Source organism: Brachybacterium halotolerans (assembly GCF_016623465.1).
Classification (GTDB): Bacteria; Actinomycetota; Actinomycetes; order Actinomycetales; family Dermabacteraceae; genus Brachybacterium; species Brachybacterium halotolerans.
On record NZ_JAEDAJ010000001.1, the window covers coordinates 357,586 to 380,538 of the forward strand.

Sequence of the window (22,953 nt, forward strand, 5' to 3'; positions counted from 1 at the left end):
GACGCGCGGACGCCGCCCCAGCACGATGCGCTGGAGCGGCGTCTCGGAACGGGTGCTCACATCTTGAAGTACCACTTGCCGTCGGTGGCCTTCTCCATCGGGGTCTCGTTCGAGCCCTCGATGCTCAGCGTGATGGTGCCGTCGTCCTCGGCCTTCGCGTCGAGCATGGACTCGTCCACCGCATCGACGAGCTCGGGAGTGAAGGTGTCCATCATTCCGGAGTCCTCGATCTGTTTGGCGCAGACCTTGAGCGCGGCCCCGTCGATCGGCTTCTTCGTGCTCGGGTCCATGGCGAAGCCGCAGGCCTTCTTCGCGTCCTTGTCCGCGAGAGCATTCATGAAATCGATGTACCGGGACTTGGCCGCCTTGAGGTCCGCGTCCGTGACGTCGTCCTTCGAGCCCGAGTTATCGGACTTCTCGTCCGAGGAGCTGTCGTCCGACGTGCTGTCGTCCGCCGCCGACGAGTCGTCGGAGGCGGCGTCATCGCTCGAGGAGTCGTCGGTGGCCTCGTCCGAGCTCGTGTCCTCGCTCGAGGACGAGTCGTCGCTGCTGCTGTCGGAGTCCGTGGACTCCCCGGCCTTCACCTTGCCGCCGTCGTCACCGGACGCGTCGTCGGAGCTGCTGCCGCCGCACGCGGCGAGCGAGAGCGCCAGCGCGAGCGAGCCGGTCCCCACGGCGAGGCCCTTGGCGATTCCGCGGATCCTGGTCTTCATCGTTCTACCCCTCGTGATTCGGTGAGTGCCGGCCACGGTCGTGACCGCCGAGTGCCTGAATACTTGCATGGACCCTGGGAGCCCGCCATGGGGAGAACTGCCCATGGGACGGGACAGGGCACGCGTCGATGCCGCACACCCATACCTCCGCCGCCCGCCGAGGAGCCCCGCGGCGGCTAGGCTGGGACGGCCCTGCCGCCGACGGCAGGCCCCGCATCCGTCGCCGCCCCGTGGAGGATCCCCGTGAACACGTCTGCCGTCCCGATGCCCTCCGAGCGGTCCCACCGCCCCGCGAAGGTGCGCCTGCGCCATCTGCAGGAGGCGAAGGAGGCAGGACGCACGTTCTCGATGCTCACCTCGTACGACGCGCTCAGCGCGCAGGTCTTCGAGGAGGCGGGGATCGACGTGCTGCTGGTGGGCGACTCCGCGGGCACCACCGTGCTGGGCTACGACTCGACGGTGCACACCACCCACCAGGACATGCTGACCTTCACCGGCGCCGTCTCCCGTGCGGTGCGTCGCCCCCTGGTGGTCGCGGACCTCGCCTTCGGCACCTACCAGGTCGACGCCGCCGAGGCCGTGCGCCACGGCGTCGAGCTCCTGCGCGCGGGCGCCGAGGCCGTGAAGCTCGAGGGCGGCGCCGCGCGGGCCGACACCGTGCGGGCGCTCGTCGACGCCGGGATCCCAGTCATGGGCCACCTTGGCTTCACGCCCCAGTCGGTCAACGCGCTCTCCGGGCACCGCGTGCAGGGTCGCGATCATGCCGCCGCCGACAGCCTCGCCGAGGACGCCCAGGCCCTGCAGGAGGCGGGCGCCTTCGCGGTCGTCCTCGAGCTCGTCCCGAGCGAGGTCGCCGGACGCATCACCGAGTTCCTCGAGATCCCCACGATCGGGATCGGCGCGGGACCGGACTGCGACGGGCAGGTGCTCGTGTGGCAGGACATGGCGGGTCTGTCCGGCTTTGAGGGTCGCTTCGTGCGGCGCTTCGCCGATCTGCGGGGCGAGCTGCTGCGCGCGGCGAGCGACTACCGCACCGCCGTGGAGAGCCGGGAGTACCCCACGGCCGAGCACTCCTTCGAGTGATGTCCTCGTTCGAGTGACGGCCGCGGGGAGGTCTCACTCCTCGTCCCAGTCCTCGTCCTCGCCCTCCCAGGCCTCGTTCCGCTGGGCGGCGGTCCTCAGCGCGGACGCCGCCTTCTCGCGGGTCGGGTAGGGGCCCATGAGCTCGCTGCCCGAGGACTGCTTGCCCTCCTCGACCTCGCCGGTGTCCATGTTGTAGTAGAACTCGCTCTGGCTCATCGACTGCTCCTGACTGTGCGGTGAGAGACTGCCCCCATGACTGTAGAGCAGCGATGGATCCGTCCGGAGGGCCGCGAGGCCCTGGTCCCCGGGAGGGTCGGCCCTTCGCGGGCGGTGCCGGCCTCGATCGAGCGACCGGAGTACGTGGGCAAGGACGAGGCGGCCTCCGATTCCGGCCCCCACGTGCAGAGCCAGGACATCATCGAGCGCATGCGCGAGCCCTCCCGGATCGCCGCTCTCGCGCTGCAGGCCGCGGGCGAGGCGGCCGTCCCCGGCGCCACGACCGACGACATCGACGCCGTCGTCCATGACGTCATGGTCTCCCACGGCGCCTATCCGTCGACGCTCGGCTACCTGGGCTTCCCGAAGTCCTGCTGCACGAGCCTGAACGAGGTCGTCTGCCATGGCATCCCCGACTCGACCGTCATGCAGTCCGGCGACATCCTCAACGTCGACGTCACCGCCTTCAAGAACGGCGTGCACGGCGACACCAATGCCACCTTCCTCGTCGGCGAGGTCGACCCGCGCGTCGCCGAGCTCGTCGAGCGCAGCGAGGAGGCGATGATGCGCGGGATCCGCGCCGGCCGCGCCGGGAGGCAGGTCAACGTGATCGGCCGCGTCATCGAGAAGTACGTGGGCCGCTTCGGCTACGAGTCCGTGCACGACTTCACGGGCCACGGCGTCGCCGAGGGCTTCCACAACGGCCTGGTGATCCCCCACTACGACTCCGCGCCGATGTTCGACGACGTGATCGAGCAGCGCATGACCTTCACGGTCGAGCCGATGGTCACTCTCGGCTCCCAGGACTGGGAGCAGTGGGACGACGGCTGGACGGTGGTCACGAAGGACCGCTCCTTCACCGCCCAGTTCGAGCACACGCTCGTGATCACGGACGACGGCTTCGAACTGCTGACCGTCGTCTGACCATCCCGGGGCGCGGCACACCGTCGACCGCGGACATGTCCTGCACGCGGGCGATGTCCGGTTGATCCCGTCCGCTCTGTCACACTGTCACCAGCTCGCGGGCACCGGCCCGGACGGAGCGCCATCGGAGGGCCCGCGCTGCTCGGTTCGCGGCCCGTGCGAGGAGAGACCATGAGCAAGGAAGCATTCGGCATCGACATCGGCGGCAGCGGCATCAAGGGCGCCCCGGTGAACCTCAAGAAGGGCAGGCTCGCCGACGACCGGCTGCGCATCCCCACCCCGCAGCCCTCGGTGCCCGACGCGGTCGCCGACACCGTCGCCCAGCTCATCGGCTCCTTCGACATCGACGAGGACATGCCGGTGGGCGTCACCTTCCCCGCGGTCATCCAGCACGGCGTCGCCAAGACCGCGGCGAACGTCGACGACTCCTGGATCGGGACCGACGTGGACGCGCTGCTGACCGAGCGCACCGGCCACGATGTGTTCGTGGTCAACGACGCGGACGCCGCCGGGATCGCCGAGATGGAGTTCGGGGCGGGCGCCGGGCAGAAGGGCGTCGTGCTGATGACCACGCTCGGCACGGGCGTGGGCAGCGCGCTGTTCAACGACGGCGAGCTCGTGCCGAACACCGAGCTGGGCCACATCCTGTACAAGGGCGAGAGCTACGAGAAGTACATGGCCGACTCGGCGCGCGAGCGCAGCCACCTGAGCTGGGCGGAGTGGGCCGAGCGTCTGCAGGGCTACTACGAGCTGCTCGAGTTCCTGTTCACGCCCGATCTGATCATCGTCGGCGGCGGGGTCTCGAAGAAGCACGAGAAGTTCCTGCCGCTCCTGGACCTGAAGGCCCCGATCGTCCCCGCGGGGCTGCGCAACGAGGCCGGCATCATCGGCGCGGCCGTGCTCGCCCGCAAGGAGCGCAAGAAGCTCAAGAAGGACACGAAGGACAAGAAGGACAAGAAGAAGGGCTGACCTGCATGACCGAGGGAAGCAGCCGCACGGGACATCCGTGCGGTGGGGCGCCTTGGCGGACCAGCCGGCCTGTAAGCCGGGTTCTGTGATCGGCAGTCATCCCTCTCGGATCGCCGTTGCCGACGACCTCCAGCGGCCTACCCGGGGACTCGGTCCGGCGACCTGCGAGCGTCCCCTGTCTGGCCTTGCTCCCGGTGGGGTTTACCGTGCCGGCCCTGTCACCAGGACCGCGGTGGTCTCTTGCACCACCCTTTCACCCTTACCGGCCCGCAGCACGAGGCTGCGGGCAGGCGGTCTGCTCTCTGTGGCACTGTCCCGCGGATCGCTCCGGGTGGGTGTTGCCCACCACCGTGCCGGAAGGAGCCCGGACTTTCCTCGGCTCCGCGGCGCATCCCGGAGGATGCGCACGAAGACGCGACTGCCCGGCCGACTGGTCCGCCCACGATCCTAATGCCCCGCGGGCACTGCCCCGCACCACGGGATCCGCCTCACCCCATCATCACCATCACCACATCAACCCTCGGAAGGACCGCCCGGTGCTCATCCTGCTGCCGCCGTCGGAGACCAAGACCCGACCGGAAGCATCCGCCCCTCCCCTGGCGCTCGACGAACTGGCCCATCCCCCGCTGCAGGTCCCCCGCGAGCGCATGCTGCGCGCCGCGCGCGCGACCGCACGGGGCCGCACGGCCGCGGAGGACCTCGGCGTCCCCGCGAGCGCCCCGGATCTCGTCGAGCGCATGGCCTCGATCGACGAGGAGCCCGCGGCCGCCCCGCTCTCCGTCTACTCCGGGGTGCTCTTCGACCAGCTCGGTGATGCCCGTCCCGGCCCTGACCGCCGTGTGCTCGTGCAGAGCGCTCTGCTGGGACTCGTCGACGCCGGCATCGATCGGATCCCGGCCTACCGGCTCTCCGCCGGCTCGCGCGTGCACCGGCTCGGGAAGGCGGCCTCCTGGTGGCGCGCCCACCTCTCGCCGCTCGTGCCAGGGATCCTCGAGGAGGTCGCGGCCTCGCCCTCGCCCTTCGTGCTGGACTGCCGGTCCGGCTCCTATCGCACGATGATGCCGGTGAAGGCCCGTACCGGGGTGCACGTCCTCGAGGTCGCGCCCGTCAAGGAGTCGGGCGGGAAGCGCACCGTGATCTCGCACGATGCCAAGCGCTTCCGCGGCCTGCTGACCCGTACCCTGCTCGAGGATCCGCGTCCCCTGCCCGACGAGGCGACGCTCATCGCCTTCCTCGAGGAGGTCTTCGCCGGACAGCTCGGGATCGAGATCGAGGGCAGTCGTCTGGTGCTCGTGGACCGCCCGGAGTAGCGGCAGGGACGGCGCAGCGCCTCGGGCCCTGCGCGCGATCCGGTCGGCCCGGCCGGGATGGGTCCGAGGGGCCCGTCAGCGCCGCTCGGTGTGCCCTTCGAGGAGTGCGCGCACGGCATCGGCGGTCTCCTCGAGGCCGCCGCGCGCGTCGACGCTCTGCATGTCCGGTCGGGCGGCGCGCATCGCGTCGAGGGACGCGAGCAGACGCTCGGCATCGTCCGGGCCGACGAGACGGGCGTTGACCGCCTGCTCGGGCGTCTCGGGCTCGGCGACGCGGGCGGCCAGGCGCGCGGCGAGGGTCCGCTCGTCGACCGCCAGGAGGAACTCCCGGAACTCGGCGCCCGCGCGGGCGGCCACCGCGTCGAGCTGCTCGGGGAACGCGGTGCGGGCGAGGTACTGGCCGAGGACCACGTCCTTCCCCGCCTCGAGCTGGACGTCGATGAGGGCGAGTGCGAGCTCCCGGGCGCGCTGCCCGGAGACCGCAGCGTCCTCCTCCCAGCCGCCGAGCGAGTGCTTGAGCTGGTCGACATCCAGGGCGAGGGTCAGCGGACGGTCCTCGGCGAGGAGCCTCGCGAGCGTCGACTTGCCGACGCCGGGCGCACCGTTCAGCAGGATGAGGCGGGGCGGGCGACCGGGCGCGGTGGGAGGCATGGTCTCAGTGTGCGCGGCCGCTGGGTGCGCCGGGGCCCGCGGGGTCGACGCGGCCTGCCCAGGGATCGGTGGACAGATCGGAGATGCCCACGGCGATCCCCGGCAGTGCGGCGGTCAGCAGGTCGCGGGCGAGCGGCAGCCAGAGCGCTTCGCTCGCCGCGTGTGCGACATCGATGAGGGCGGGCACCGCCCGCTCGTCGGCGGCGGACTCGAGGTGCTCGAGCGCCGGGTGATGGCGCAGGTCCGAGGTGATGAAGACGTCCGCGCCGCTCGCGACCGCCGCCTTCAGCAGGGAGTCGCCGGCGCCCGGGCAGACGGCCACGCGGCGGACGGGGCGCTCCGGGTCGCCGGTGAAGCGCACCCCCTGTGCGGTCGCGGGGACCAGAGCGGCGATGCGCTCGGCGAGGGATCCGACGGTGAGCGCGCCCTCGGTGACCTCGTCCGCCGGCGAGCCGACGACGCCGAGGCCGATGAGCTCCGAGCCGTGCGCTGCCTGCGCGGTCTCGACGTCCGTCGGGCCCGCCGCGAGGGGCCGCACGTCCTCGAGACCGAGCGCGCGGATCCAGGCGCCGACGGTGCCGAGGCTCGAGCGGTCCACGTTCGTGTGCCCGCACCACAGGGACATCCCGGCGCGGACGAGCTGGGTGACGACCGCCCCCTTGCCGGTGTCGGCCGGCAGGAACGACGCACCGCGCAGCAGCAGCGGGTGATGGGTCACCAGCAGCTGCGCTCCCGCTGCGTGCGCCTCGCGCACGACGGCAAGGGTCGGGTCGACGCCCAGGTGCACGCGGTCCACGGAGGGGCCGGACTCCCGACGGTCCCCGACCACGAGCCCGGGTCGGTCCCAGTCCTCCGCCCAGCGCAGCGGGTAGGCGCCCTCGAGGACCTCGAGCACCTCGGCGAGGGGGCGGCCGGAGGCACCGCCGTTCATGCGGCGGCCCCGTCGACGGGTCCGCCCGCCTCGATGACCGCGGCGTGCAGCGCCTTCCAGGACATGAGCACGCACTTCACGCGGTTGGGGAACTTGGAGGCCCCCACCAGGGCGACCGCATCGCCCAGCAGGGCCTCGTCCCCCTCCTCGCGGCCGCGGGCGTGCATCACGGCGTCCATGTGCGCGGAGACCGGCTCGATCTCCCGCAGGGTCCGGCCGATCACGAGGTCACTCATCGTCGAGGCCGAGGCGCGGCTCATCGCGCACCCGGTCGCGTCGTACGAGACGTCCTCGATGCGCGGGTCCTCGGGGTCGCCCGCGAGGTGCACCCGCAGGGTGATCTCGTCCCCGCAGGTCGGGTTCACGTGGTGCACCTCGGCCTCGTACGGCTCGCGCAGGCCCGCGTGCAGGGGGCGCTTGTCGTGCTCGAAGACGATGTCGGTGTACAGGGAGGTGAGATCCATGGGAGCTCCTCTCACTCGAAACGGGCGAAGAAGTCGATGACGGCGCCCATGCCCTCGACGAGCGCATCGACCTCCGCGGGCGTCGTGTACACGGAGAAGGTCGCGCGGGTGGTCCCGGCGAGCCCGTACCTGCGGTGCAGGGGCCAGGCGCAGTGGTGGCCGACGCGCACCTCGACGCCGCGGGCGTCGAGCACTTGTCCGACGTCGTGCGGGTGGCGGCCCGCGAGGTCGAAGGAGACGGCTCCGGCGCGCTCGGCGTCGAGCGCCGGTCCGATGATGCGCACGCCGGGCAGCTGCTCGAGTCCCTCGATCGCGCGGCGGGTGAGTTCCAGCTCGTGCGCGGCGACGTTCTCCATGCCGAGCGCTTCGAGGTAGTCGCATGCTGCGGCGAGTCCGACGGCCTGGCTGATCGGCGGGGTGCCGGCCTCGAAGCGGGCGGGCGGCTCGGCGAAGGTGGTGCGCTCCATCGTGACGGTCTCGATCATCGAGCCGCCCGTGAGGACCGGGGGCAGCTGCTCGAGCAGCTCGCCGGCGCCCCAGAGCACGCCGATCCCCGTGGGGCCCAGCATCTTGTGCCCCGAGAACGCCGCCGCATCCACGCCCAGTGCGGGGAGGTCGATCGGCATGTGCGGCACGGACTGGCAGGCGTCGAGCACCACGACCGCGCCGACGGCGTGGGCCTTCGCCGCGAGCTCGGCGACCGGGTTCACCGTTCCCAGCACGTTCGACTGGTGGGTCAGTGCCAGCACCTTCGTGCGCTCGGTGAGGAGCGATTCGAGCCCGGAGAGGTCCAGGCGGAAGTCCTCGCCCAGGGGGATCCAGCGCAGGGTGGCGCCGGTGCGGCGGGCGAGCTCCTGCCAGGGGACGAGATTCGCGTGGTGCTCCATCTCGGTCACGAGGATCTCGTCGCCCTCGCGCACGCGCAGATGCTCGGGGGCGGTGGGGTCGCCGAGCGCGAGGGCGAGCACGTTCAGCGCCTCGGTCGCGTTCTTCGTGAAGGCGATCTGCTCGGGACGGGCCACGCCGACGAACGCGGCGATCCGGTCGCGGGCGCCCTCGTAGGCGTCGGTCGCGGCCTCGGCGAGGCGGTGCGCGCCACGTTTGACGGCGGCGTTGTCGCGGGTGAGGAAGTCGACCTCGGCGTCGATGACCTGCCGGGGGCGCTGGGAGGTCGCTCCCGAGTCGAGGTAGACGAGCGGGGTCGTCCCGTCGAGCATCCGGTCGAGGATCGGGAAGTCCCCGCGGATCGCGGCGACGTCGAGCGGTGCAACAGCGGTGGGCGCCTGGGGCGCGGGCATACGGAGCCTTCCGACGCGAAAGGAGCAGCGGGAGGACGACCCCTCGGAAGGAGCACGCGCGCGGCCCGCTGCCTGGTCCTTCAGTATAGGAACGCGGGGTGCGTCGCGGCAGGGGCGAGCCGTGAGAGGGTGTGGCCGTGCCCACGTTCATGTACCTGGTCTTCGGCGTCGTCATCCTCGGCGCGCTCGTCGCCGCGATCATCCGCATGGTCCAGCGCCTGCGGTCCGACGCCGCCGCGCCGCAGCGGCCCCGCACCCCGGCCGAGAAGCAGCACGACGCCCGCACGGCCGTGATCTGGGTCGTGGTCCTCGTGGTGCTGATCGCCGTGCTGCTCGCGGCCTACGCCCTCACGCGCCTGCCCAGCTGACCCGTCGATGGACGAGCTGCCCGACGGCGACGAGCTCGTGGCGCGGCTGCGCGCGGCCGGGAGCGTCTTCGCCGAGGAGGAGGCCTCGCTCCTGCGTGCGCATGCACGGGACGCCCACCACCTCGAGGAGTCCGCGTCCCGGCGCATCGCCGGTGAGATGCTCGAGCACGTGCTCGGAGAGGTCGACTTCTGCGGGCTGCGGCTGCGGGTGGCCCCGGGATGCTTCGTCACGCGCCGACGCACCCGCCTGCTCGCGCGCCTGGCCGTGGCCGCGGCCTGCTCGTCCGCACGCCGGTCGGGTCACTCCGCCGTACTGCTCGAGCTGTGCGCGGGGATCGCGCCGATCGCGAGCCTGAGCGCCGCGCGCGTGCCCGGGATCCAGGTGCATGCCGCCGACGTCGACCCTCTCCCGCTCGAGTGCGCCCGGGCGAACCTCCCTCCGAGCGCACAGCTCCACCTCGGGGACCTCTTCGCGGCGCTGCCCGACGCCCTGCGCGGCTCGATCGATGTGATCGCGGCCGTCCCTCCCTACGTCCCGGACGATGCGCTCGCGCTGCTCCCCCGCGAGGCGCGCGAGCACGAGCCCTCCCGGGCGCTGCGCGGCGGGGCCGATGGACTGGACGTGGCCCGCAGGATCCTCGCGCAGGGACCGGACTGGCTCGCACCGGGAGGCCGGATCCTGCTCGAGATGCACGTGGACCAGGCGCGGACGCTGGTGCGGGAGCACGCGGCGACCGGGACGTCCGAGAGGGCGTGGACGGCGGAGACCGGCAGGGCGGCCGCGTCGGTCCTGCGGCTGCATCCCGGGGCCGACGGCCGCACCGCGGTGTGCGAGGTCACCCCGTCACCTGCGTGAACACGCCCTCAGAGGGAATAGGCGTGCATTCCGGGGCGTTGTAGGGGATCGTGGTGGCGCAGTGCCGCCCGATGGACCGTTCCCACGGGGCCGTCACGCAGCGAGCCGTCCGCGGCGCGCGAGCGGGACCGGCATGAGGCGCTGCGGCAACGGGCAGATGTGCGAGCTCCGCCTCTCGCGGAGGAGACCACGGAGCACACGCACCGCCCAGATGTGCAGCTGACGCGCAGATCGCGTCGCGCACCCGCCACCCGCCGCCGGGCACCCCCGGCGGCTCACCGAACCTCGCGTCGGCCCAGCCGACGCCGTCATGCGTCGGCCCTGCCGGCGCCGAAGGAGAACACATGCACACCACGACCACCATGCGCCGCATGCCCCGCAGCGCCCAGCGACCCGTCGTCCTGCGGGACCAGAGCGCGGGCCTGCGTTACCTGAGCCTGTCGGACCGGCACACCGACCTCTCCACCACGTGGAAGGACGGCAAGGTCTACCCCGTCATCGAGGTGGACCTCTCCTCCGAGCACCGCCCGGAGCCGCAGCCCGAGCTGGTCTGAGCGATCACGCACTCAGCGTTCATGCACTGAGCGTCCACGCACGAAGGCCCCCGAGCCGCGCATCAGCGCGGCTCGGGGGCCTTCTCTCTGTGGGTCAAGAGGGACTCGAACCCCCGACATCCACGGTGTAAACGTGGCGCTCTGACCAGCTGAGCTATTGACCCGGGAACGGACCCGTGGGCCCGTCGGTGCGGACACGGGAACCGTCGGCGCGGACGCGGAAGCCGTCGGAACGGCCCCGGACGCCCCTCGGCCGTTCAGGCCTGGCGGCTCGCGAGCCGCGTGCCCGACCACTCGGGGGCGAGGTTCTGATTGCCCATGGTGCGCAGGCCCGAGGTGCTCGCCGCTTCGTCGATCTCCGCGGGCAGCACGTGGCCGTCGCGGCCGGCCTTCGGGGTGATCACCCAGATCGGTCCGCCCGGGGACAGCATCCCGAGGCAGTCCACGAGGGCATCGGTGAGATCGCCGTCGCCCTCGCGCCACCACAGCACGACCGCGTCGACCATCTCCTGGCTGTCCTCGTCCTCGAGGTCCGCGTCGATGAGGTCCTCGATCGCATCACGCAGCTCGAGGTCGACGTCGTCGTCGTAGCCGAACTCCTGGACCACCTGGCCCTTGCTCAGCCCGAGGCCCTCTGCGGTGGGACCGGACGCGGTGGCGTCTGCCGACGGTGACAACGAAATGCTCCTTCTCAGCTGGGGACAACGATGGGAGGAGGACATGGGCCCCCTCCTGCTCGCGCCGAGTCTATGCCAGGACATCGCGCCGGTCACATCGTCGGCGCCGATCGGGGCCGATCGGAGGTCATCTGCACTCATGTCGGAGGATCTGGACCGCTCCCCGACCGCCGCCCCGACCATGTCCCCGCCGCGCGCCCGACGTGAGCGAGTCATCACCCACACCCGTCCCGCCGGGGCCTTCCGGTCCGCACCCCGCGGGTACGCTGTCGGAAGACGAGGTCCGGGGTCTGGTCCCCGATTCGCGAATCGCATCGGCGCGACCCCCGGATCCACGCCCTGCTTCGGAAGAGAGAAGGACAGCGTGACCACGAACGACACCCCGCGTCCCATCGGCATCAACCTCCCCGCGCACGCGGAGGACCCGGATCCCGAGGAGACCAGGGAGTGGCTCGACTCGGTCGACGAGCTCATCGAGCATCGCGGCGACGACCGGGCGACCGACGTCCTCCAGCACGTGATCCAGCACGCGCGCCAGGCCGATCTCCACCTCCCCGACTCGCTGATGACGGACTACGTCAACACGATCGAGGTCGAGGACCAGCCGGAGTACCCCGGTGATCTCGCGCTCGAGAAGGAGATCCGCAACATCATCCGCTGGAACGCGGCGATGATCGTGCACCGCGCGCAGCGTCCGGGCGTGGGCGTCGGCGGGCACCTCTCCTCCTACGCGTCGATCGCCTCGATGTACGAGGTCGGCTTCAACCACTTCTTCCGCGGCCGCAAGCACGAGGGCGGCGGCGACCACGTCTTCTTCCAGGGCCACGCCTCCCCCGGCATCTACGCCCGCGCCTACCTCGAGGGCCGCCTGACCGAGGAGCAGCTCGACGGCTTCCGCCAGGAGAAGTCCAGCTCCACGGGCATGCCCTCCTACCCGCACCCGCGCGCGATGCCGGACTTCTGGGAGTTCCCCACCGTGTCCATGGGCATCGGCCCGGTCAACGCGATCGAGCAGGCCTCCTTCGACAGGTACCTCCAGAACCGCGGCCTCAAGGACACCTCCCAGCAGCACACCTGGGCATTCCTCGGCGACGGCGAGATGGACGAGGTCGAGTCGCGGGGCGCGCTCCACATCGCCGCCAAGGAGCACCTGGACAACCTCACCTTCGTGGTCAACTGCAACCTGCAGCGCCTGGACGGGCCGGTGCGCGGCAACGGTAAGATCATCCAGGAGCTCGAGGCCCAGTTCCGCGGCGCCGGCTGGAACGTCATCAAGGTCGTGTGGGGCTCGGGCTGGGACCCGCTGTTCTCCGCCGACGACGACGGCGCGCTCGTGGACCTCATGAACGCGACGCCCGATGGCGACTTCCAGACCTACCGCGCCGAGAACGGCGGGTTCATCCGCGACAACTTCTTCGGCCGCGATCCGCGCACGAAGGCGCTCGTCGAGTCCATGAGCGACGACGACATCTGGTGGAAGCTCAACCGCGGCGGCCACGACCCGGAGAAGATCTTCGCCGCCTTCCAGGAGGCGCTGGAGCACAAGGGCCAGCCCACCGTGATCCTCGCGCAGACCATCAAGGGCTACCGCCTGGGCAAGAGCTTCGCGGGCCGCAACGCGACCCACCAGATGAAGAAGTTCACCCTCGAGGACCTCAAGGCGCTCCGCGACACCCTGCAGATCCCGATCGACGACGAGCAGCTCGAGTCGGGCAGCGTCTACGACGCCCCCTTCTACATGCCGCCGGCGGACTCCCCCGCCATGCGCTACCTCGAGAAGCGCCGCGACATCCTGGGCGGCGGCGTCCCCGAGCGCAAGAACGTCCACAAGGCCATGGATCTCCCGGGAGACAAGGCCTACGAAGTCGTCAAGCGCGGCTCGGGCAAGCAGGAGATCGCCACCACGATGGCGCTCGTCCGGCTGCTCAAGGACCTCATGCGGGACAAGGAGACCGGCAAGCGCTGGGTCCCGATCATCCCCGACGAGGCCCGCACCTTCGGCATGGACTCGCTGTTCCCCACGGCGAAGATCTACAACCCCGACGGCCAGAACTACATCTCCGTGGACCGCGACCTGCTGCTCGCGTACAAGGAGTCGGCCCAGGGCCAGATCAAGCACATGGGCATCAACGAGATCAGCTCGACCTCGGCCTTCACGGCCGCGGGCACCTCGTACTCCACGCACGACCTGCCCATGATCCCGTTCTACATCTTCTACTCGATGTTCGGGTTCCAGCGCACCGGCGACTTCTTCTGGGCCGCGGGCGACCAGATGGCCAAGGGCTTCGTAATCGGCGCGACCGCCGGCAAGACGACGCTCGCCGGTGAGGGCCTGCAGCACATGGACGGCCACTCGCCGATCCTCGCCTACACGAACCCCGGCACCGTCATCTACGACCCGGCCTACGGGTACGAGATCGGGCACATCATCCGCGACGGCCTGAAGCGCATGTACGGGGACGACGACCGCCTGCAGGAGGTCTTCTACTACATCACCGTCTACAACGAGCCGATCGTGCAGCCGGCGGAGCCCGAGGGGCTCGACGTCGACGGCCTGCTGAAGGGCATGTACGAGCTCGAGCCGGTGGCCGAGGGCGACGGCCCGACGGTCCAGCTGCTCGCCTCCGGCGTCGGCGTGCCGTGGGCCCGTCACGCCCGCGAGATCCTCGCCGAGGACTGGGGCGTGCGCGCCGCCGTCTGGTCGGTGACCTCGTGGACGGAGATGCGCAAGGACGCGATCGGGGCGGAGGACCACAACTTCCTCCACCCCGAGGAGGAGCCGCAGGTCCCGTGGATCTCGCAGCGCCTGCAGGACACGGAGGGTCCCTTCGTCGCCACGAGCGACTACGACTACCTCGTGCCCGACATGATCCGCGAGTGGGTCCCGGGCCGCTACGGCGTGCTCGGCGCCGACGGCTTCGGCTTCTCCGACACCCGCCCGGCCGCCCGCCGCTTCCTGAAGATCGACGCGCACTCGATGGTCGTCAAGGCCCTCCAGCTGCTCGCCAAGGATGGCAAGGTCGACCCGGCGGTCGTGTCCCAGGCCATCGCCAAGTACGACCTGCTGAACACCAACGCGGGCGAGTCCGGCTCGTTCGGGGGCGAGTCCTGATCTCCGCCGCCGACACCGTGTCCGACACCCTGTCCGACGCCGTCGCAGCGACCCGGGCGGAGGATGCCGCCCCGGTCGGCGACGATGCCGGGTCCGCGTCGACGCGGACGGTCCTCACCGGGATCGTCCGCGTCGACCGGACCTCGCTCGACTCCCCCGCCCAGCAGATCTACCAGTGCATCGCGCGCGCCATCCAGGACGGCAGGCTCGTCCCCGGCACGCGCCTGCCCACCGTGCGGGCCCTCGCGGCCGACGTCGAGGTCGCGGTCAACACGGTCGCCAAGGCCTTCCGCCGCCTCGGCGAGGCGGGGCTCGTGATCACCCGTGGTCGTGCCGGCACCGTCGTCGCGCCGCTGGACACCGCCGGCTCCCGCGCCGAGCGGGCCGCCCGCGAGTACGCGGCGGCGGTCTCCGAGCTCGGCTACGACGCCGAGGCCGCCGCGAAGCTCCTCGCCGCCGTCTTCGCCGAGACCGCGTCGGCCGTCGGCCGCGAATAGTCGCCCCGGGCGCTGCTCGCCCGCACCGTCCGCCGCATCCTGCGCATCCTGCGCATCCACCGTCCCCCATCCGCACCCTGGAGGTCCTCCCGTGCTCGCCATCGTCTGCCCCGGTCAGGGCGCCCAGAAACCCGGATTCCTCAGCCCGTGGCTCGAGCTGCCCGGCGCCCGCGAGGCGCTCGGCGCCCTCAGCGAGGCCGGCGAGGTCGACCTGGAGACCCACGGCACCGTCTCCGACGCCGACACCATCCGGGACACCGCGATCGCCCAGCCGCTGCTGGTCGCCGCCGGGATCCTCGCCGCGGACGCCCTCGCGGCGCAGCCCACAGACGAGTCCGCCGCGGGCGCCGTCGCACCGGGAGCCTTCGCTGCGGCGACGCCCGCTGACCTTCTGGCCGGCCACAGCGTCGGCGAGGTGACCGCGAGCGCCCTGGCGGGCGTGCTCTCCGCGGCCGATGCCATGCGCCTGGTCGCCGTGCGCTCGCGCGCCATGGCGACCGCGGCCGCCGCGGAGGAGACGTCGATGGCGGCCGTCGTCGGCGGCGTGCGCGAGGAGGTCCTGGCCGCGATCGAGGCCGCGGGCCTCACCCCCGCCAACATCAACTCGGCAGCCCAGGTCGTCGCCGCGGGCAGCGCCGCGGGCGTGGCCGCGCTCGGCGAGAACCCGCCGGCCCGCGCTCGGGTGATCCCGCTGCAGGTCGCAGGTGCCTTCCACACCCCGTACATGGCGGGCGCGCGCGAGGAGCTCGCCGCCTTCGCCCCGCAGTTCTCCCCTGCGGACCCGTCGCGGCCGCTCGTGAGCAACGCCGGCGGCGAGAGCATCACCGACGGCGCCCGCTACCTCGAGCTCATCGTCCAGCAGGTCGCCTCCCCCGTGGACTGGCAGGCCTGCATGGCCACCTTCGCCGCCCGCGGCGTCACCGGCATCCTCGAGGTCAACCCCGCCGGCACCCTCACAGGACTCGCCAAGCGCGAGCTCAAGGGCGTGGGCCTGCAGAACCTCAACTCCCCCGAGGACCTCGAGGCCGCGCGCGCGTTCGTCGCCGAGCACGCGGGCGCCGCGACCGACGGATCCGCGTCCGACGGCGCGGAGCGCTGACGTGACGATCTCCCTGCGCCCGCATCCCATCGTCGCGGGCTCGAAGGTGCTCGCCTACGGCGCCGCCCGCGGCGACCGCACGGTGCCCAACGAGGAGCTCGTCGGCCCCATCGACTCCTCCGACGAGTGGATCCGCCAGCGCACGGGCATCGTCACCCGTCGCCGCGCGAGCGCCGAGGTCGGCGTCGCAGATCTCGCCGAGCAGGCCGGTCGCGAGGCGATCGAGGCCAGCGGGGTCGACGCCTCGCAGATCGACGCGATCATCGTCTCGACCATCAGCTTCCCCTACGCGACGCCATCGCTCGCGACGCTGCTCGGGGCGAAGCTCGGCGCCCCGCACGCGATCGCCTACGACATCTCCGCCGCCTGCGCCGGCTTCTGCTACGGCATCGGTCAGGCGGATGCGCTCATCCGCTCCGGCAGCGCCCGCCACGTGCTCGTGATCGGCGCCGAGAAGCTCTCCGACTTCGTGGATCCCGCCGACCGCTCGATCTCGTTCCTGCTCGGGGACGGGGCCGGCGCGGCCGTGCTCGGCGCCTCGGACGTCCCCCTCGTCGGCCCCACCGTGTGGGGCAGCGACGGCGAGAACTGGAGCACGATCCGGATGACCGGCTCGCTCACGGACTTCCGCGACGGGAAGACCCCGTGGCCGACGATGGAGCAGGACGGCCGGACCGTCTTCCGCTGGGCCGTGTGGCACACCGCCGAGCGGATCCGCCAGATGCTCTCCGAGGCGGGACTCACCGTCGACGACGTCGACGTGTTCGTCCCCCATCAGGCGAACATGCGGATCATCGACGAGCTCGCCAAGCAGCTCAAGCTGCCCGAGAGCGTCGTCGTCGGACGCGACATCGCCGAGACCGGCAACACCTCGGCCGCCTCCATCCCCCTGGCGACGCACCGGCTGATCCAGGAGGGCGCGGCACGCAGCGGCGACGTCCTCGTACAGTTCGGCTTCGGCGCCGGCCTCGCCTTCGCCGGCCAGGTGCTCGTCCTGCCCTGACCCCGACGCTCCGGGTCCGCGCACGCAGGTGATCAAGGCCCTGCGCGTCGCGTCACGCAGGTGCGCATGCGCCGACGCCGTCCCGGGTAGTCTTTCCCTGCCAGCAGTACCCAGACCGAAGGAGAACCCCATGGCTCACACCGAAGACGAGATCCTCGCGGGCCTCGCTGAGATCGTCAACGAGGAGACCGGTGTCGAGACCTCGGACGTCCAGCCCGAGAAGTCGTTCACGGACGACCTCGACATCGACTCGATCTCGATGATGACCATCGTGGTGAACGCCGAGGAGAAGTTCGAGGTGCGCATCCCCGACGAGGAGGTCAAGAACCTCGTCACCGTCGGCGACGCCGTGAAGTACATCGCCGGCGCCCAGGCCTGACCCACCTCGGACGCCCGGAGCGGATGCTCCGGGCGTCCCTCGTCATCCCCACCTTCCCGGAGGACATCCCGCATGTCAGCTGATCGCACCCGCGTCGCCATCACCGGTCTGGGCACCGTCAACCCGCTGGGCGGGGACGTCGCCTCGACCTGGGAGGCCGCACTCGCGGGCACCTCGACGGCGCACACCCTCGACAACGACTGGAAAGAGCGCTTCGGCCTCTCCGTCGACTTCGCCAGCACGGTCGCGATCGACCCCCTCTCGATCCTCTCGCGCCCCGAGGCCAAGAAGCTCGACCCCTCCGGGCAGTACGCCATGATCGCGGCCCGCGAGGCATGGGCCGACGCGGGCACGCCCGACGTCGACCCCTACCGCCTCGGCGTGGTCGTCGGCACGGGCATCGGGGGCGTCTGGACGATCCTCGACCAGTGGGACGTCGTCAAGGAGCGCGGCGCGCGCCGCGTGAACCCCTTCACCGTCCCGATGCTCATGGCGAACTCCTCGAGCGCGCACATCGAGATGGACCTGGGCGCCCGCGCCGGCGCCCACACGCCCGTCTCCGCGTGCGCCTCGGGCTCCGAGGCCGTCGCCCAGGCCTTCGACATGATCCGCTCCGGCCGTGCCGACGTGGTCGTCTGCGGCGGCACCGAGGCGTGCGTGCATCCGCTGCCCCTCGCCGGCTTCGCGAACATCCGCGCGCTGTCCACGCGGACCGACGACCCCGAGCACGCCTCGCGGCCCTACGACGTGGACCGCGACGGCTTCGTCCTCGGCGAGGGCGCCGCGATCCTGGTCCTCGAGTCCGAGGAGCACGCGAAGGCGCGCGGCGCGAAGGTCCACGCGTACGTGGCAGGCCGCGGCATGGCCTCGGACGCGCACCACATCTCCGCTCCCCTGCAGGATGGACAGGCGCACGCGATCAGCGAGGCCGTGGAGGACGCGGGGATCGCCGCCGCGGACATCCGCCACGTGAACTCCCACGGCACCTCGACCCCGCTCGGCGACATCGGCGAGCTGCAGGCCGTGCGCCAGGCCCTCGAGGACGAGACCGACCAGATCGTCGTGAGCTCCACGAAGTCGATGACCGGTCACCTGCTGGGCGGTGCCGGCGCGCTCGAGTCGCTGTTCAGCGTGCTCGCGCTGCGCGAGCGCCTCGCTCCGCCGACGATCAACATCGAGAACCTCGACCCCGAGACGCCGATGGAGATCGCCCAGAACGCCCCCGTGGCCCTCCCCGAGGGGGACATCGCCGTGCTGAACAACGCCTTCGGCTTCGGCGGCCACGACGTCGCCGTGGTGTTCACGAACTCCTGAGCCGACGGCCCGCAACGGTCCCGGGCTCCCCGGAGCGCAGAGGAAGGGCCCCGCACCACCGTCGAGGTGGTGCGGGGCCCTTCCTGCATCGGGGAGCGTCGCTGTGCGCCGCGGTCAGCGCTGTGCGCCGCGGTCAGCTCACGCGGTGGAGCCAGCGCATCGGCACACCCTCGCCGCCGTAGCGGTAGATCTCGAGATCCTCGTCCCAGGGCTCGCCGAGGGCGACCCCGATCTCGTGGCGCATGCGCTGCGGGTCCATGCCCGCGCGCTCCATGCATCCGCGCAGATGGTCCTCGGTGAGCACGGTGTTGCCCGCACGGTCGGTGACGGCGTGATGGGCGCCGAGGTCCGGGGTGAAGCTCCAGCGAGCCCCGTCGGCCTGCGTGGTCGCCTCCTGGGTCACCTCGAAGCGCACGTCGCCCATGCTGCGCAGAGCGCTCACGAGGCGCGCGCCTGTGTCCTCACGGCCGCGCCAGCCGAGCTCGGCGCGCACGAGGCCGCGATGTGCGGGCTGATCCTCCCAGCGCAGGCGTGCGGGCACGCCGAGCACCCCCTGCGCGGCCCATTCGATATGCGGTGCGAGGGCTCGCGGAGCGGAGTGTATGAAGAGCACACCCTGGGTCATGACGCCCCTTCCGATGTCCGATGCGTCTTCCCCAACGAATCGGCGCTCAGCAGAAGGTGTGCTGTCCCTGGTCGTGCAGGGTAGAGCCTAGAGCCTCTCGCGGATGTCGCGCAATGCCCGCTTCTTCACAGGACGCTCGAGGCCGTCGATGAAGAGCTGCCCGTCGAGGTGACCGACCTCGTGCTGGATGAGCCGCGCGACGATGTCCTCGCCCTCGAGGACCACGGGGCGTCCGTCGAGGTCCGTGCCCTCGCAGCGGGCGAAGACGGCGCGGGTGCGGGGGTACCAGAGACCGGGCACCGAGAGGCAGCCCTCCTCCCCGTCCTCCTGGAGCTCCTCGGAGAGCTCAGTGATCTCGGGGTTCAGGACGTAGCCGAGGCTGCGCGAGCCCTCCTCGTCGTCCAGGCGCCAGGAGAAGGCGCGCAGGGTGACGCCGATCTGGTTGGCGGCGACGCCGGCACGGCCCTCGTCGTCCACGGTGTCCAGGAGGTCGGCGACCAGAGTGCGTACCCCGTCGGTGATCTCGCGGACGGGATCGCACACCGTCCGCAGCACGGGGTCGCCGATCACGCGGATGGGCCGGACCGTCATCGCTGCTGCGCCTCGCGCTCGTCGTCCTCGAGAGCGGAGTCCAGGCCGAGGATCTCGTGGTCGACCCCGACGCCCGGGACCACGGTGCGCTGCACCGTGCACGACGCCTCGATGGATCGGTCGATGACCGCGCGGAGCCGGCGGAGCTCGTCGGCCGAGAGCCCGTCGAGGTCCAGCTGGATCTGCTCGTGGATCGCCCCGTAGCGGTTGGAGGTCTCGTCGGAGGTGCCGTGGGCCCAGAGCCGCAGTGCGAAGTCCTCGCCGAGCCGGCGCGAGGCGGGGATGTCCATGCTCATCCCCGCGCAGCCGATCAGTGCAATCTTCAGCAGCTCCCCCGGGTCGACCTGGCCCTCGCCCTTGCCGATGGGGATCTCGACACCGCGGCGGTTGCGGCCGACGAGAGAGCGCTGGCCCACGCGATCCACCCACACGCTGCCCTCGCCGAACTCGTCGGGGAGCGGGAACGTCGCCTCGGGAACGCTGGTCATGATCGCCTCCGGTCTGCCGGCGGTGGGTGACCGCCTCCGCGCCGAGGTCCGTCCCCGCCGCGCGCAGGAACAGGTCAGCCCCGGCCGTGACCGGGGCTGACCTGTTCCTTCTGGCTCCCGCGACTGGACTTGAACCAGTAACCGTTCGATTAACAGTCGAATGCTCTGCCGATTGAGCTACGCGGGATCGCGACCTGGACGACTCTAGCAAAGCACGCCCCGGCTCGCACCCCGGAAAGGGCCTCCACGCGGGGATTATGACGCAGTCCACGTTCGCTCCGAGGCTGCCGTGCGGGCCACGGCGACACGGTGTGCACGGCCAGGGATCGCGGGCGTAGCGTGCGCCGGTGACCACTTCGGAGAACACCCCCGCATCGATCCCCTCCTACGCGCAGGAGGCGATCGAGCACCTCCCGGACCTCGTCGCCCTGCGGCGCACCCTGCACCAGGACCCCGAGCTGGGCCTGGACCTCCCCCGCACCCAGGAGCGCGTGCTCGCGGCCCTGCAGGATCTGGGGCTGCGCATCACCACCGGCGCGTCCCTCAGCAGCATCGTGGCCGTCCTCGAGGGAGGCCGCCCTGGCCCCGTGGTGCTGCTGCGCGCGGATATGGACGCGCTCCCCCTGCAGGAGCGCACGGGCCTTCCCTTCGCCTCCGCCACGGGTCGGATGCACGCCTGCGGGCACGACCTGCACACCTCGGCGCTCGTCGGCGCCGCCCGACTCCTCGCCGCCCATCGCGAGGAGCTCCCCGGCCGGATCGTGTTCATGTTCCAGCCCGGCGAGGAAGGACCCGGCGGGGCCGAGCCGATGATCCGCGAGGGAGTGCTCGAGGCCGCGGGCGAGCGTCCGATCGCCGCCTACGGCATCCATGTGGGCCCGGGGCCCCGTGGCACCTTCATCACGCGTGCGGGCACGGTCATGGCGGGCGCCGCGAACCTGCGCGTGCGCGTGCACGGCGCCGGAGGGCACGGATCCCAGCCCATGCGGGCGATCGACCCGGTCGCGCCGCTCGTCGAGATCGCCGGCTCCCTGCAGACGATGATCTCGCGACGCTTCTCCTCTGCGGATCCCGTGGTGGCATCGGTGACCACGCTCGAGGCGTCCAGCGCCATCAACGTCATCCCGGACTCCGCGGCCCTCGGGGCGACCGTGCGCACGATGACGGCGGAGTCCGCTGATCGCTTCGGGGAGCTCGTGCGGCAGTTCGCGGAGAACATCGCCCGCGCCCACGGAGCGCGCGCCGAGGTCGACTGGGAGATCCTCTACCCGGCGACGGTCAACGACGACGCGGAGGAGTCGTTCGCCGTCGCGGAGCTGCGCGAGGCATTCGGCCCGGCGCGCGTGCACGAGTCGCCCCAGCCGCTGATGGGCTCCGAGGACTTCTCCTACGTGCTGCAGGAGGTGCCCGGGTGCTTCGTGTTCCTGCTGTGCTCTCCCGACGAGCTGCCCGAGGGGGAGCTCGCGGTCAACCACTCCCCGGAGATGCTCTTCGACGACTCGGTGCTGGCCGACCAGTCGGCGGCGCTCGCCTCTCTCGCTCACGGCCGGCTGCGGAAGGCCGACGCCGGCTCCTGAACCGGCGACCGGGCCTCCCCGGTGGTCGGGATCAGACGATGATCCCGACCACCGTGGCGCTCACGAAGGACACCAGGGTCGCGCCGTAGAGGAGGCGCAGACCGAAGCGGGCGATCGTCTCGCCCTGCTCGGGAGCCAGCGACTTCGCGGCTCCGGCGATGATGCCGATCGAGCTGAAGTTCGCGAAGGAGACGAGGAAGGTCTGGGCGATGGCCGTGGCCCGCGCGGACAGCTCGAGCTTGCCGCCGGGGTTCGCGTCGGTGAACGAGAGCATGGCCACGAACTCGTTGGAGATGAGCTTCGTGGCCATCAGCCGGCCGACGTCCACCGACTCCGAGACCGGCACGCCCGTGAGCACGGCCAGTGGCGCGAAGACGTAGCCGAGCAGCTGCTGGAAGCTGATGCCCAGGACGGAGTCGAAGATCCCGTTCAGGATCGCCATCAGCGCCACGAAGCCCACGAGCATCGCGACCACCGAAAGCACCACCTTGCCGCCGTCGGTGATGTACTCCCCCAGCACCTGGAAGAAGGACTGCTTCGAGTGCTCGGGCTCGACGATCACGTCCTCCTCCTCGGTGAGCGTGTAGGGGTTCAGGAGCGAGACGATGATGAAGGCCCCGAAGAGGTTCAGCACGATCGCGGCGACCACGTACCGCGGCTCGATCATCGTCATGTACGCGCCGACGATCGACATCGACACCGTGGACATCGCCGAGGCCGCGATCGTGTAGAGGCGGTGCTCGGGCAGCGTGGGCAGGATGCGCTTGATCGCGATGAGGTTCTCCGACTGCCCGATCATCGCCGAGGAGACCGCGTTGAACGACTCGAGCTTGCCCAGGCCCGTCACCTTCGACAGGACCAGGCCGACGCCCCGGATCACCAGCGGCAGGATTCGCAGGTACTGCAGGATGCCGATGAGCGCGGAGATCACGATGATGGGCATGAGCGAGGTGAAGATGAAGGGGCCGCTGCCGTCCGCCTCGACGTCGACGAGCCCGCCGAACACGAAGCTCACGCCCTCGCGCGCATATCCGAGCAGGGTCTCGAAGACCGCGGCGATCACGGAGATGACCGCCTGCCCCACGCCGGTGCGGAGCATCAGCAGACCGAGCACGAACTGCAGCGCGAGCATGATCCCGATGTAGGGGGCCTTCTTCTTCAGCATCCCCACGTCGCGGGAGGGCAGGAAGGCGAGCGCGAGGAAGACGATGAGTCCGGCGATGCCGACGAGGACGTGCATGAGGGTCCGATCCC

Annotated in this window: 25 protein-coding genes, 2 tRNA genes and 1 other RNA gene; 14 read left to right on the plus strand and 14 right to left on the minus strand. The window is 71.3% G+C overall.

The annotated features are described in order from the left end of the window. Window positions 1-56 precede the first annotated feature (56 nt). Window positions 57-713, minus strand: a complete 657-nt coding sequence (locus I8D64_RS01565; RefSeq protein WP_200500752.1) for a hypothetical protein — start codon at window positions 711-713, stop codon at window positions 57-59. Window positions 714-977: 264 nt separating this feature from the next. Between I8D64_RS01565 and panB the strand changes: the two genes are divergently transcribed. Then, entirely contained in the window at window positions 978-1,796 is an 819-nt protein-coding gene (gene panB, locus I8D64_RS01570; protein WP_200501233.1) for a 3-methyl-2-oxobutanoate hydroxymethyltransferase, read from the plus strand. A 33-nt stretch (window positions 1,797-1,829) separates the two neighbouring features. Here panB and I8D64_RS01575 read toward each other — a convergent pair whose 3' ends face one another. Next, window positions 1,830-2,012, minus strand: coding sequence for an SPOR domain-containing protein (locus I8D64_RS01575; protein WP_200500753.1), 183 nt, complete (start codon window positions 2,010-2,012; stop codon window positions 1,830-1,832). Window positions 2,013-2,048: 36 nt separating this feature from the next. Between I8D64_RS01575 and map the strand changes: the two genes are divergently transcribed. Beyond that, entirely contained in the window at window positions 2,049-2,936 is an 888-nt protein-coding gene (map, locus tag I8D64_RS01580; protein ID WP_200500754.1) for a type I methionyl aminopeptidase, read from the plus strand. A gap of 171 nt (window positions 2,937-3,107) precedes the next feature. Next, window positions 3,108-3,905 carry a polyphosphate--glucose phosphotransferase gene (gene ppgK / locus I8D64_RS01585; protein ID WP_200500755.1) on the plus strand — a complete coding sequence of 266 codons (798 nt, stop codon included), beginning with the start codon at window positions 3,108-3,110 and terminating at the stop codon, window positions 3,903-3,905. A gap of 56 nt (window positions 3,906-3,961) precedes the next feature. On the opposite strand, the gene rnpB is transcribed toward ppgK, so the two are convergent. Beyond that, window positions 3,962-4,339, minus strand: an RNA gene (gene rnpB, locus I8D64_RS01590) — RNase P RNA component class A. Window positions 4,340-4,441: 102 nt separating this feature from the next. On the opposite strand from rnpB, the gene yaaA reads away from it, so the two are divergent. Next, entirely contained in the window at window positions 4,442-5,215 is a 774-nt protein-coding gene (gene yaaA / locus I8D64_RS01595) for a peroxide stress protein YaaA (RefSeq protein ID WP_200500756.1), read from the plus strand. A gap of 75 nt (window positions 5,216-5,290) precedes the next feature. Here yaaA and I8D64_RS01600 read toward each other — a convergent pair whose 3' ends face one another. Genes I8D64_RS01600 through I8D64_RS01615 form a run of 4 tightly spaced genes read right to left on the minus strand, consistent with a single transcriptional unit; the run spans window position 5,291 to window position 8,559 of the window. Continuing rightward, complete coding sequence (locus I8D64_RS01600) at window positions 5,291-5,866, minus strand: AAA family ATPase (RefSeq protein WP_200500757.1); 576 nt, start codon at window positions 5,864-5,866, stop codon at window positions 5,291-5,293. Window positions 5,867-5,870: 4 nt separating this feature from the next. Beyond that, window positions 5,871-6,797: a Nif3-like dinuclear metal center hexameric protein gene (locus I8D64_RS01605; RefSeq protein ID WP_200500758.1), complete on the minus strand. Its 927-nt coding sequence runs from the start codon at window positions 6,795-6,797 to the stop codon at window positions 5,871-5,873. Next, window positions 6,794-7,261 (minus strand): Fe-S cluster assembly sulfur transfer protein SufU, encoded by a 468-nt coding sequence (gene sufU / locus I8D64_RS01610; RefSeq protein WP_200500759.1) that lies wholly within the window; start codon window positions 7,259-7,261, stop codon window positions 6,794-6,796. The genes I8D64_RS01605 and sufU overlap by 4 nt, the downstream gene beginning before the upstream one ends. Window positions 7,262-7,272: 11 nt before the next feature. Further along, window positions 7,273-8,559: an aminotransferase class V-fold PLP-dependent enzyme gene (locus I8D64_RS01615; RefSeq protein WP_200500760.1), complete on the minus strand. Its 1,287-nt coding sequence runs from the start codon at window positions 8,557-8,559 to the stop codon at window positions 7,273-7,275. 137 nt (window positions 8,560-8,696) lie between these two features. Here I8D64_RS01615 and I8D64_RS01620 point away from each other — a divergent pair, with 137 nt between their 5' ends. From I8D64_RS01620 to I8D64_RS01630, 3 genes are all read left to right on the plus strand, one after another. Beyond that, the gene (locus I8D64_RS01620) at window positions 8,697-8,927 is read left to right on the plus strand and encodes a hypothetical protein (RefSeq protein ID WP_200500761.1); all 231 of its coding nucleotides are present in this window, start codon (window positions 8,697-8,699) and stop codon (window positions 8,925-8,927) included. 7 nt (window positions 8,928-8,934) lie between these two features. Beyond that, a complete protein-coding gene (locus I8D64_RS01625) occupies window positions 8,935-9,783 on the plus strand; it encodes a putative protein N(5)-glutamine methyltransferase (protein ID WP_200500762.1) in 849 nt (282 codons plus the stop codon). 344 nt (window positions 9,784-10,127) lie between these two features. After that, window positions 10,128-10,337, plus strand: a complete 210-nt coding sequence (locus I8D64_RS01630; protein ID WP_228358390.1) for a hypothetical protein — start codon at window positions 10,128-10,130, stop codon at window positions 10,335-10,337. A gap of 90 nt (window positions 10,338-10,427) precedes the next feature. On the opposite strand, the gene I8D64_RS01635 is transcribed toward I8D64_RS01630, so the two are convergent. Continuing rightward, window positions 10,428-10,501, minus strand: a tRNA-Val gene (locus I8D64_RS01635). A 93-nt stretch (window positions 10,502-10,594) separates the two neighbouring features. Next, the gene (locus tag I8D64_RS01640) at window positions 10,595-11,014 is read right to left on the minus strand and encodes a DUF3052 domain-containing protein (RefSeq protein ID WP_227488135.1); all 420 of its coding nucleotides are present in this window, start codon (window positions 11,012-11,014) and stop codon (window positions 10,595-10,597) included. Window positions 11,015-11,378: 364 nt separating this feature from the next. Between I8D64_RS01640 and aceE the strand changes: the two genes are divergently transcribed. The 6 genes from aceE (at window position 11,379) to I8D64_RS01670 (ending at window position 18,418) form a co-directional block, all read left to right on the plus strand. Continuing rightward, on the plus strand, window positions 11,379-14,126 hold the full coding sequence (aceE, locus tag I8D64_RS01645) for a pyruvate dehydrogenase (acetyl-transferring), homodimeric type (protein WP_200500764.1): 2,748 nt from the start codon (window positions 11,379-11,381) through the stop codon (window positions 14,124-14,126). Between the two features lie 17 nt (window positions 14,127-14,143). Then, a complete protein-coding gene (locus I8D64_RS01650; protein ID WP_200500765.1) occupies window positions 14,144-14,623 on the plus strand; it encodes a GntR family transcriptional regulator in 480 nt (159 codons plus the stop codon). Window positions 14,624-14,714: 91 nt separating this feature from the next. Next, window positions 14,715-15,722 carry an acyltransferase domain-containing protein gene (locus tag I8D64_RS01655; RefSeq protein WP_200500766.1) on the plus strand — a complete coding sequence of 336 codons (1,008 nt, stop codon included), beginning with the start codon at window positions 14,715-14,717 and terminating at the stop codon, window positions 15,720-15,722. Between the two features lies 1 nt (window position 15,723). Next, entirely contained in the window at window positions 15,724-16,725 is a 1,002-nt protein-coding gene (locus I8D64_RS01660; RefSeq protein WP_200500767.1) for a beta-ketoacyl-ACP synthase 3, read from the plus strand. Between the two features lie 130 nt (window positions 16,726-16,855). After that, complete coding sequence (locus tag I8D64_RS01665; RefSeq protein ID WP_152352887.1) at window positions 16,856-17,104, plus strand: acyl carrier protein; 249 nt, start codon at window positions 16,856-16,858, stop codon at window positions 17,102-17,104. Window positions 17,105-17,176: 72 nt separating this feature from the next. After that, window positions 17,177-18,418, plus strand: coding sequence for a beta-ketoacyl-[acyl-carrier-protein] synthase family protein (locus tag I8D64_RS01670; protein ID WP_200500768.1), 1,242 nt, complete (start codon window positions 17,177-17,179; stop codon window positions 18,416-18,418). Between the two features lie 133 nt (window positions 18,419-18,551). On the opposite strand, the gene I8D64_RS01675 is transcribed toward I8D64_RS01670, so the two are convergent. From I8D64_RS01675 to I8D64_RS01690, 4 genes are all read right to left on the minus strand, one after another. After that, window positions 18,552-19,043 (minus strand): DUF3145 domain-containing protein, encoded by a 492-nt coding sequence (locus I8D64_RS01675; RefSeq protein ID WP_200500769.1) that lies wholly within the window; start codon window positions 19,041-19,043, stop codon window positions 18,552-18,554. 87 nt (window positions 19,044-19,130) lie between these two features. Continuing rightward, window positions 19,131-19,634 carry a peptide deformylase gene (gene def, locus I8D64_RS01680; RefSeq protein WP_200500770.1) on the minus strand — a complete coding sequence of 168 codons (504 nt, stop codon included), beginning with the start codon at window positions 19,632-19,634 and terminating at the stop codon, window positions 19,131-19,133. Further along, a complete protein-coding gene (locus tag I8D64_RS01685; RefSeq protein ID WP_200500771.1) occupies window positions 19,631-20,122 on the minus strand; it encodes an OsmC family protein in 492 nt (163 codons plus the stop codon). The genes def and I8D64_RS01685 overlap by 4 nt, the downstream gene beginning before the upstream one ends. Window positions 20,123-20,233: 111 nt before the next feature. Further along, window positions 20,234-20,309 (minus strand) — tRNA-Asn (locus I8D64_RS01690). A 160-nt stretch (window positions 20,310-20,469) separates the two neighbouring features. Here I8D64_RS01690 and I8D64_RS01695 point away from each other — a divergent pair. Next, complete coding sequence (locus tag I8D64_RS01695) at window positions 20,470-21,699, plus strand: M20 metallopeptidase family protein (RefSeq protein ID WP_425490257.1); 1,230 nt, start codon at window positions 20,470-20,472, stop codon at window positions 21,697-21,699. Between the two features lie 31 nt (window positions 21,700-21,730). Here I8D64_RS01695 and I8D64_RS01700 read toward each other — a convergent pair whose 3' ends face one another. Beyond that, window positions 21,731-22,939, minus strand: a complete 1,209-nt coding sequence (locus I8D64_RS01700) for a NupC/NupG family nucleoside CNT transporter (protein ID WP_200500772.1) — start codon at window positions 22,937-22,939, stop codon at window positions 21,731-21,733. Window positions 22,940-22,953 lie beyond the last annotated feature (14 nt).

Coding starts and splice junctions, on each gene's coding strand:
- I8D64_RS01565 (WP_200500752.1), bottom strand. CDS start 713: ATGAAGACCAGGATCCGCGGAATCGCCAAGGGCCTCGCCGTGGGGACC.
- panB (WP_200501233.1), top strand. CDS start 978: ATGCCCTCCGAGCGGTCCCACCGCCCCGCGAAGGTGCGCCTGCGCCAT.
- I8D64_RS01575 (WP_200500753.1), bottom strand. CDS start 2,012: ATGAGCCAGAGCGAGTTCTACTACAACATGGACACCGGCGAGGTCGAG.
- map (WP_200500754.1), top strand. CDS start 2,049: ATGACTGTAGAGCAGCGATGGATCCGTCCGGAGGGCCGCGAGGCCCTG.
- ppgK (WP_200500755.1), top strand. CDS start 3,108: ATGAGCAAGGAAGCATTCGGCATCGACATCGGCGGCAGCGGCATCAAG.
- I8D64_RS01600 (WP_200500757.1), bottom strand. CDS start 5,866: ATGCCTCCCACCGCGCCCGGTCGCCCGCCCCGCCTCATCCTGCTGAAC.
- I8D64_RS01605 (WP_200500758.1), bottom strand. CDS start 6,797: ATGAACGGCGGTGCCTCCGGCCGCCCCCTCGCCGAGGTGCTCGAGGTC.
- sufU (WP_200500759.1), bottom strand. CDS start 7,261: ATGGATCTCACCTCCCTGTACACCGACATCGTCTTCGAGCACGACAAG.
- I8D64_RS01615 (WP_200500760.1), bottom strand. CDS start 8,559: ATGCCCGCGCCCCAGGCGCCCACCGCTGTTGCACCGCTCGACGTCGCC.
- I8D64_RS01625 (WP_200500762.1), top strand. CDS start 8,935: ATGGACGAGCTGCCCGACGGCGACGAGCTCGTGGCGCGGCTGCGCGCG.
- I8D64_RS01630 (WP_228358390.1), top strand. CDS start 10,128: ATGCACACCACGACCACCATGCGCCGCATGCCCCGCAGCGCCCAGCGA.
- I8D64_RS01665 (WP_152352887.1), top strand. CDS start 16,856: ATGGCTCACACCGAAGACGAGATCCTCGCGGGCCTCGCTGAGATCGTC.
- I8D64_RS01670 (WP_200500768.1), top strand. CDS start 17,177: ATGTCAGCTGATCGCACCCGCGTCGCCATCACCGGTCTGGGCACCGTC.
- I8D64_RS01675 (WP_200500769.1), bottom strand. CDS start 19,043: ATGACCCAGGGTGTGCTCTTCATACACTCCGCTCCGCGAGCCCTCGCA.
- def (WP_200500770.1), bottom strand. CDS start 19,634: ATGACGGTCCGGCCCATCCGCGTGATCGGCGACCCCGTGCTGCGGACG.
- I8D64_RS01685 (WP_200500771.1), bottom strand. CDS start 20,122: ATGACCAGCGTTCCCGAGGCGACGTTCCCGCTCCCCGACGAGTTCGGC.
- I8D64_RS01700 (WP_200500772.1), bottom strand. CDS start 22,939: ATGCACGTCCTCGTCGGCATCGCCGGACTCATCGTCTTCCTCGCGCTC.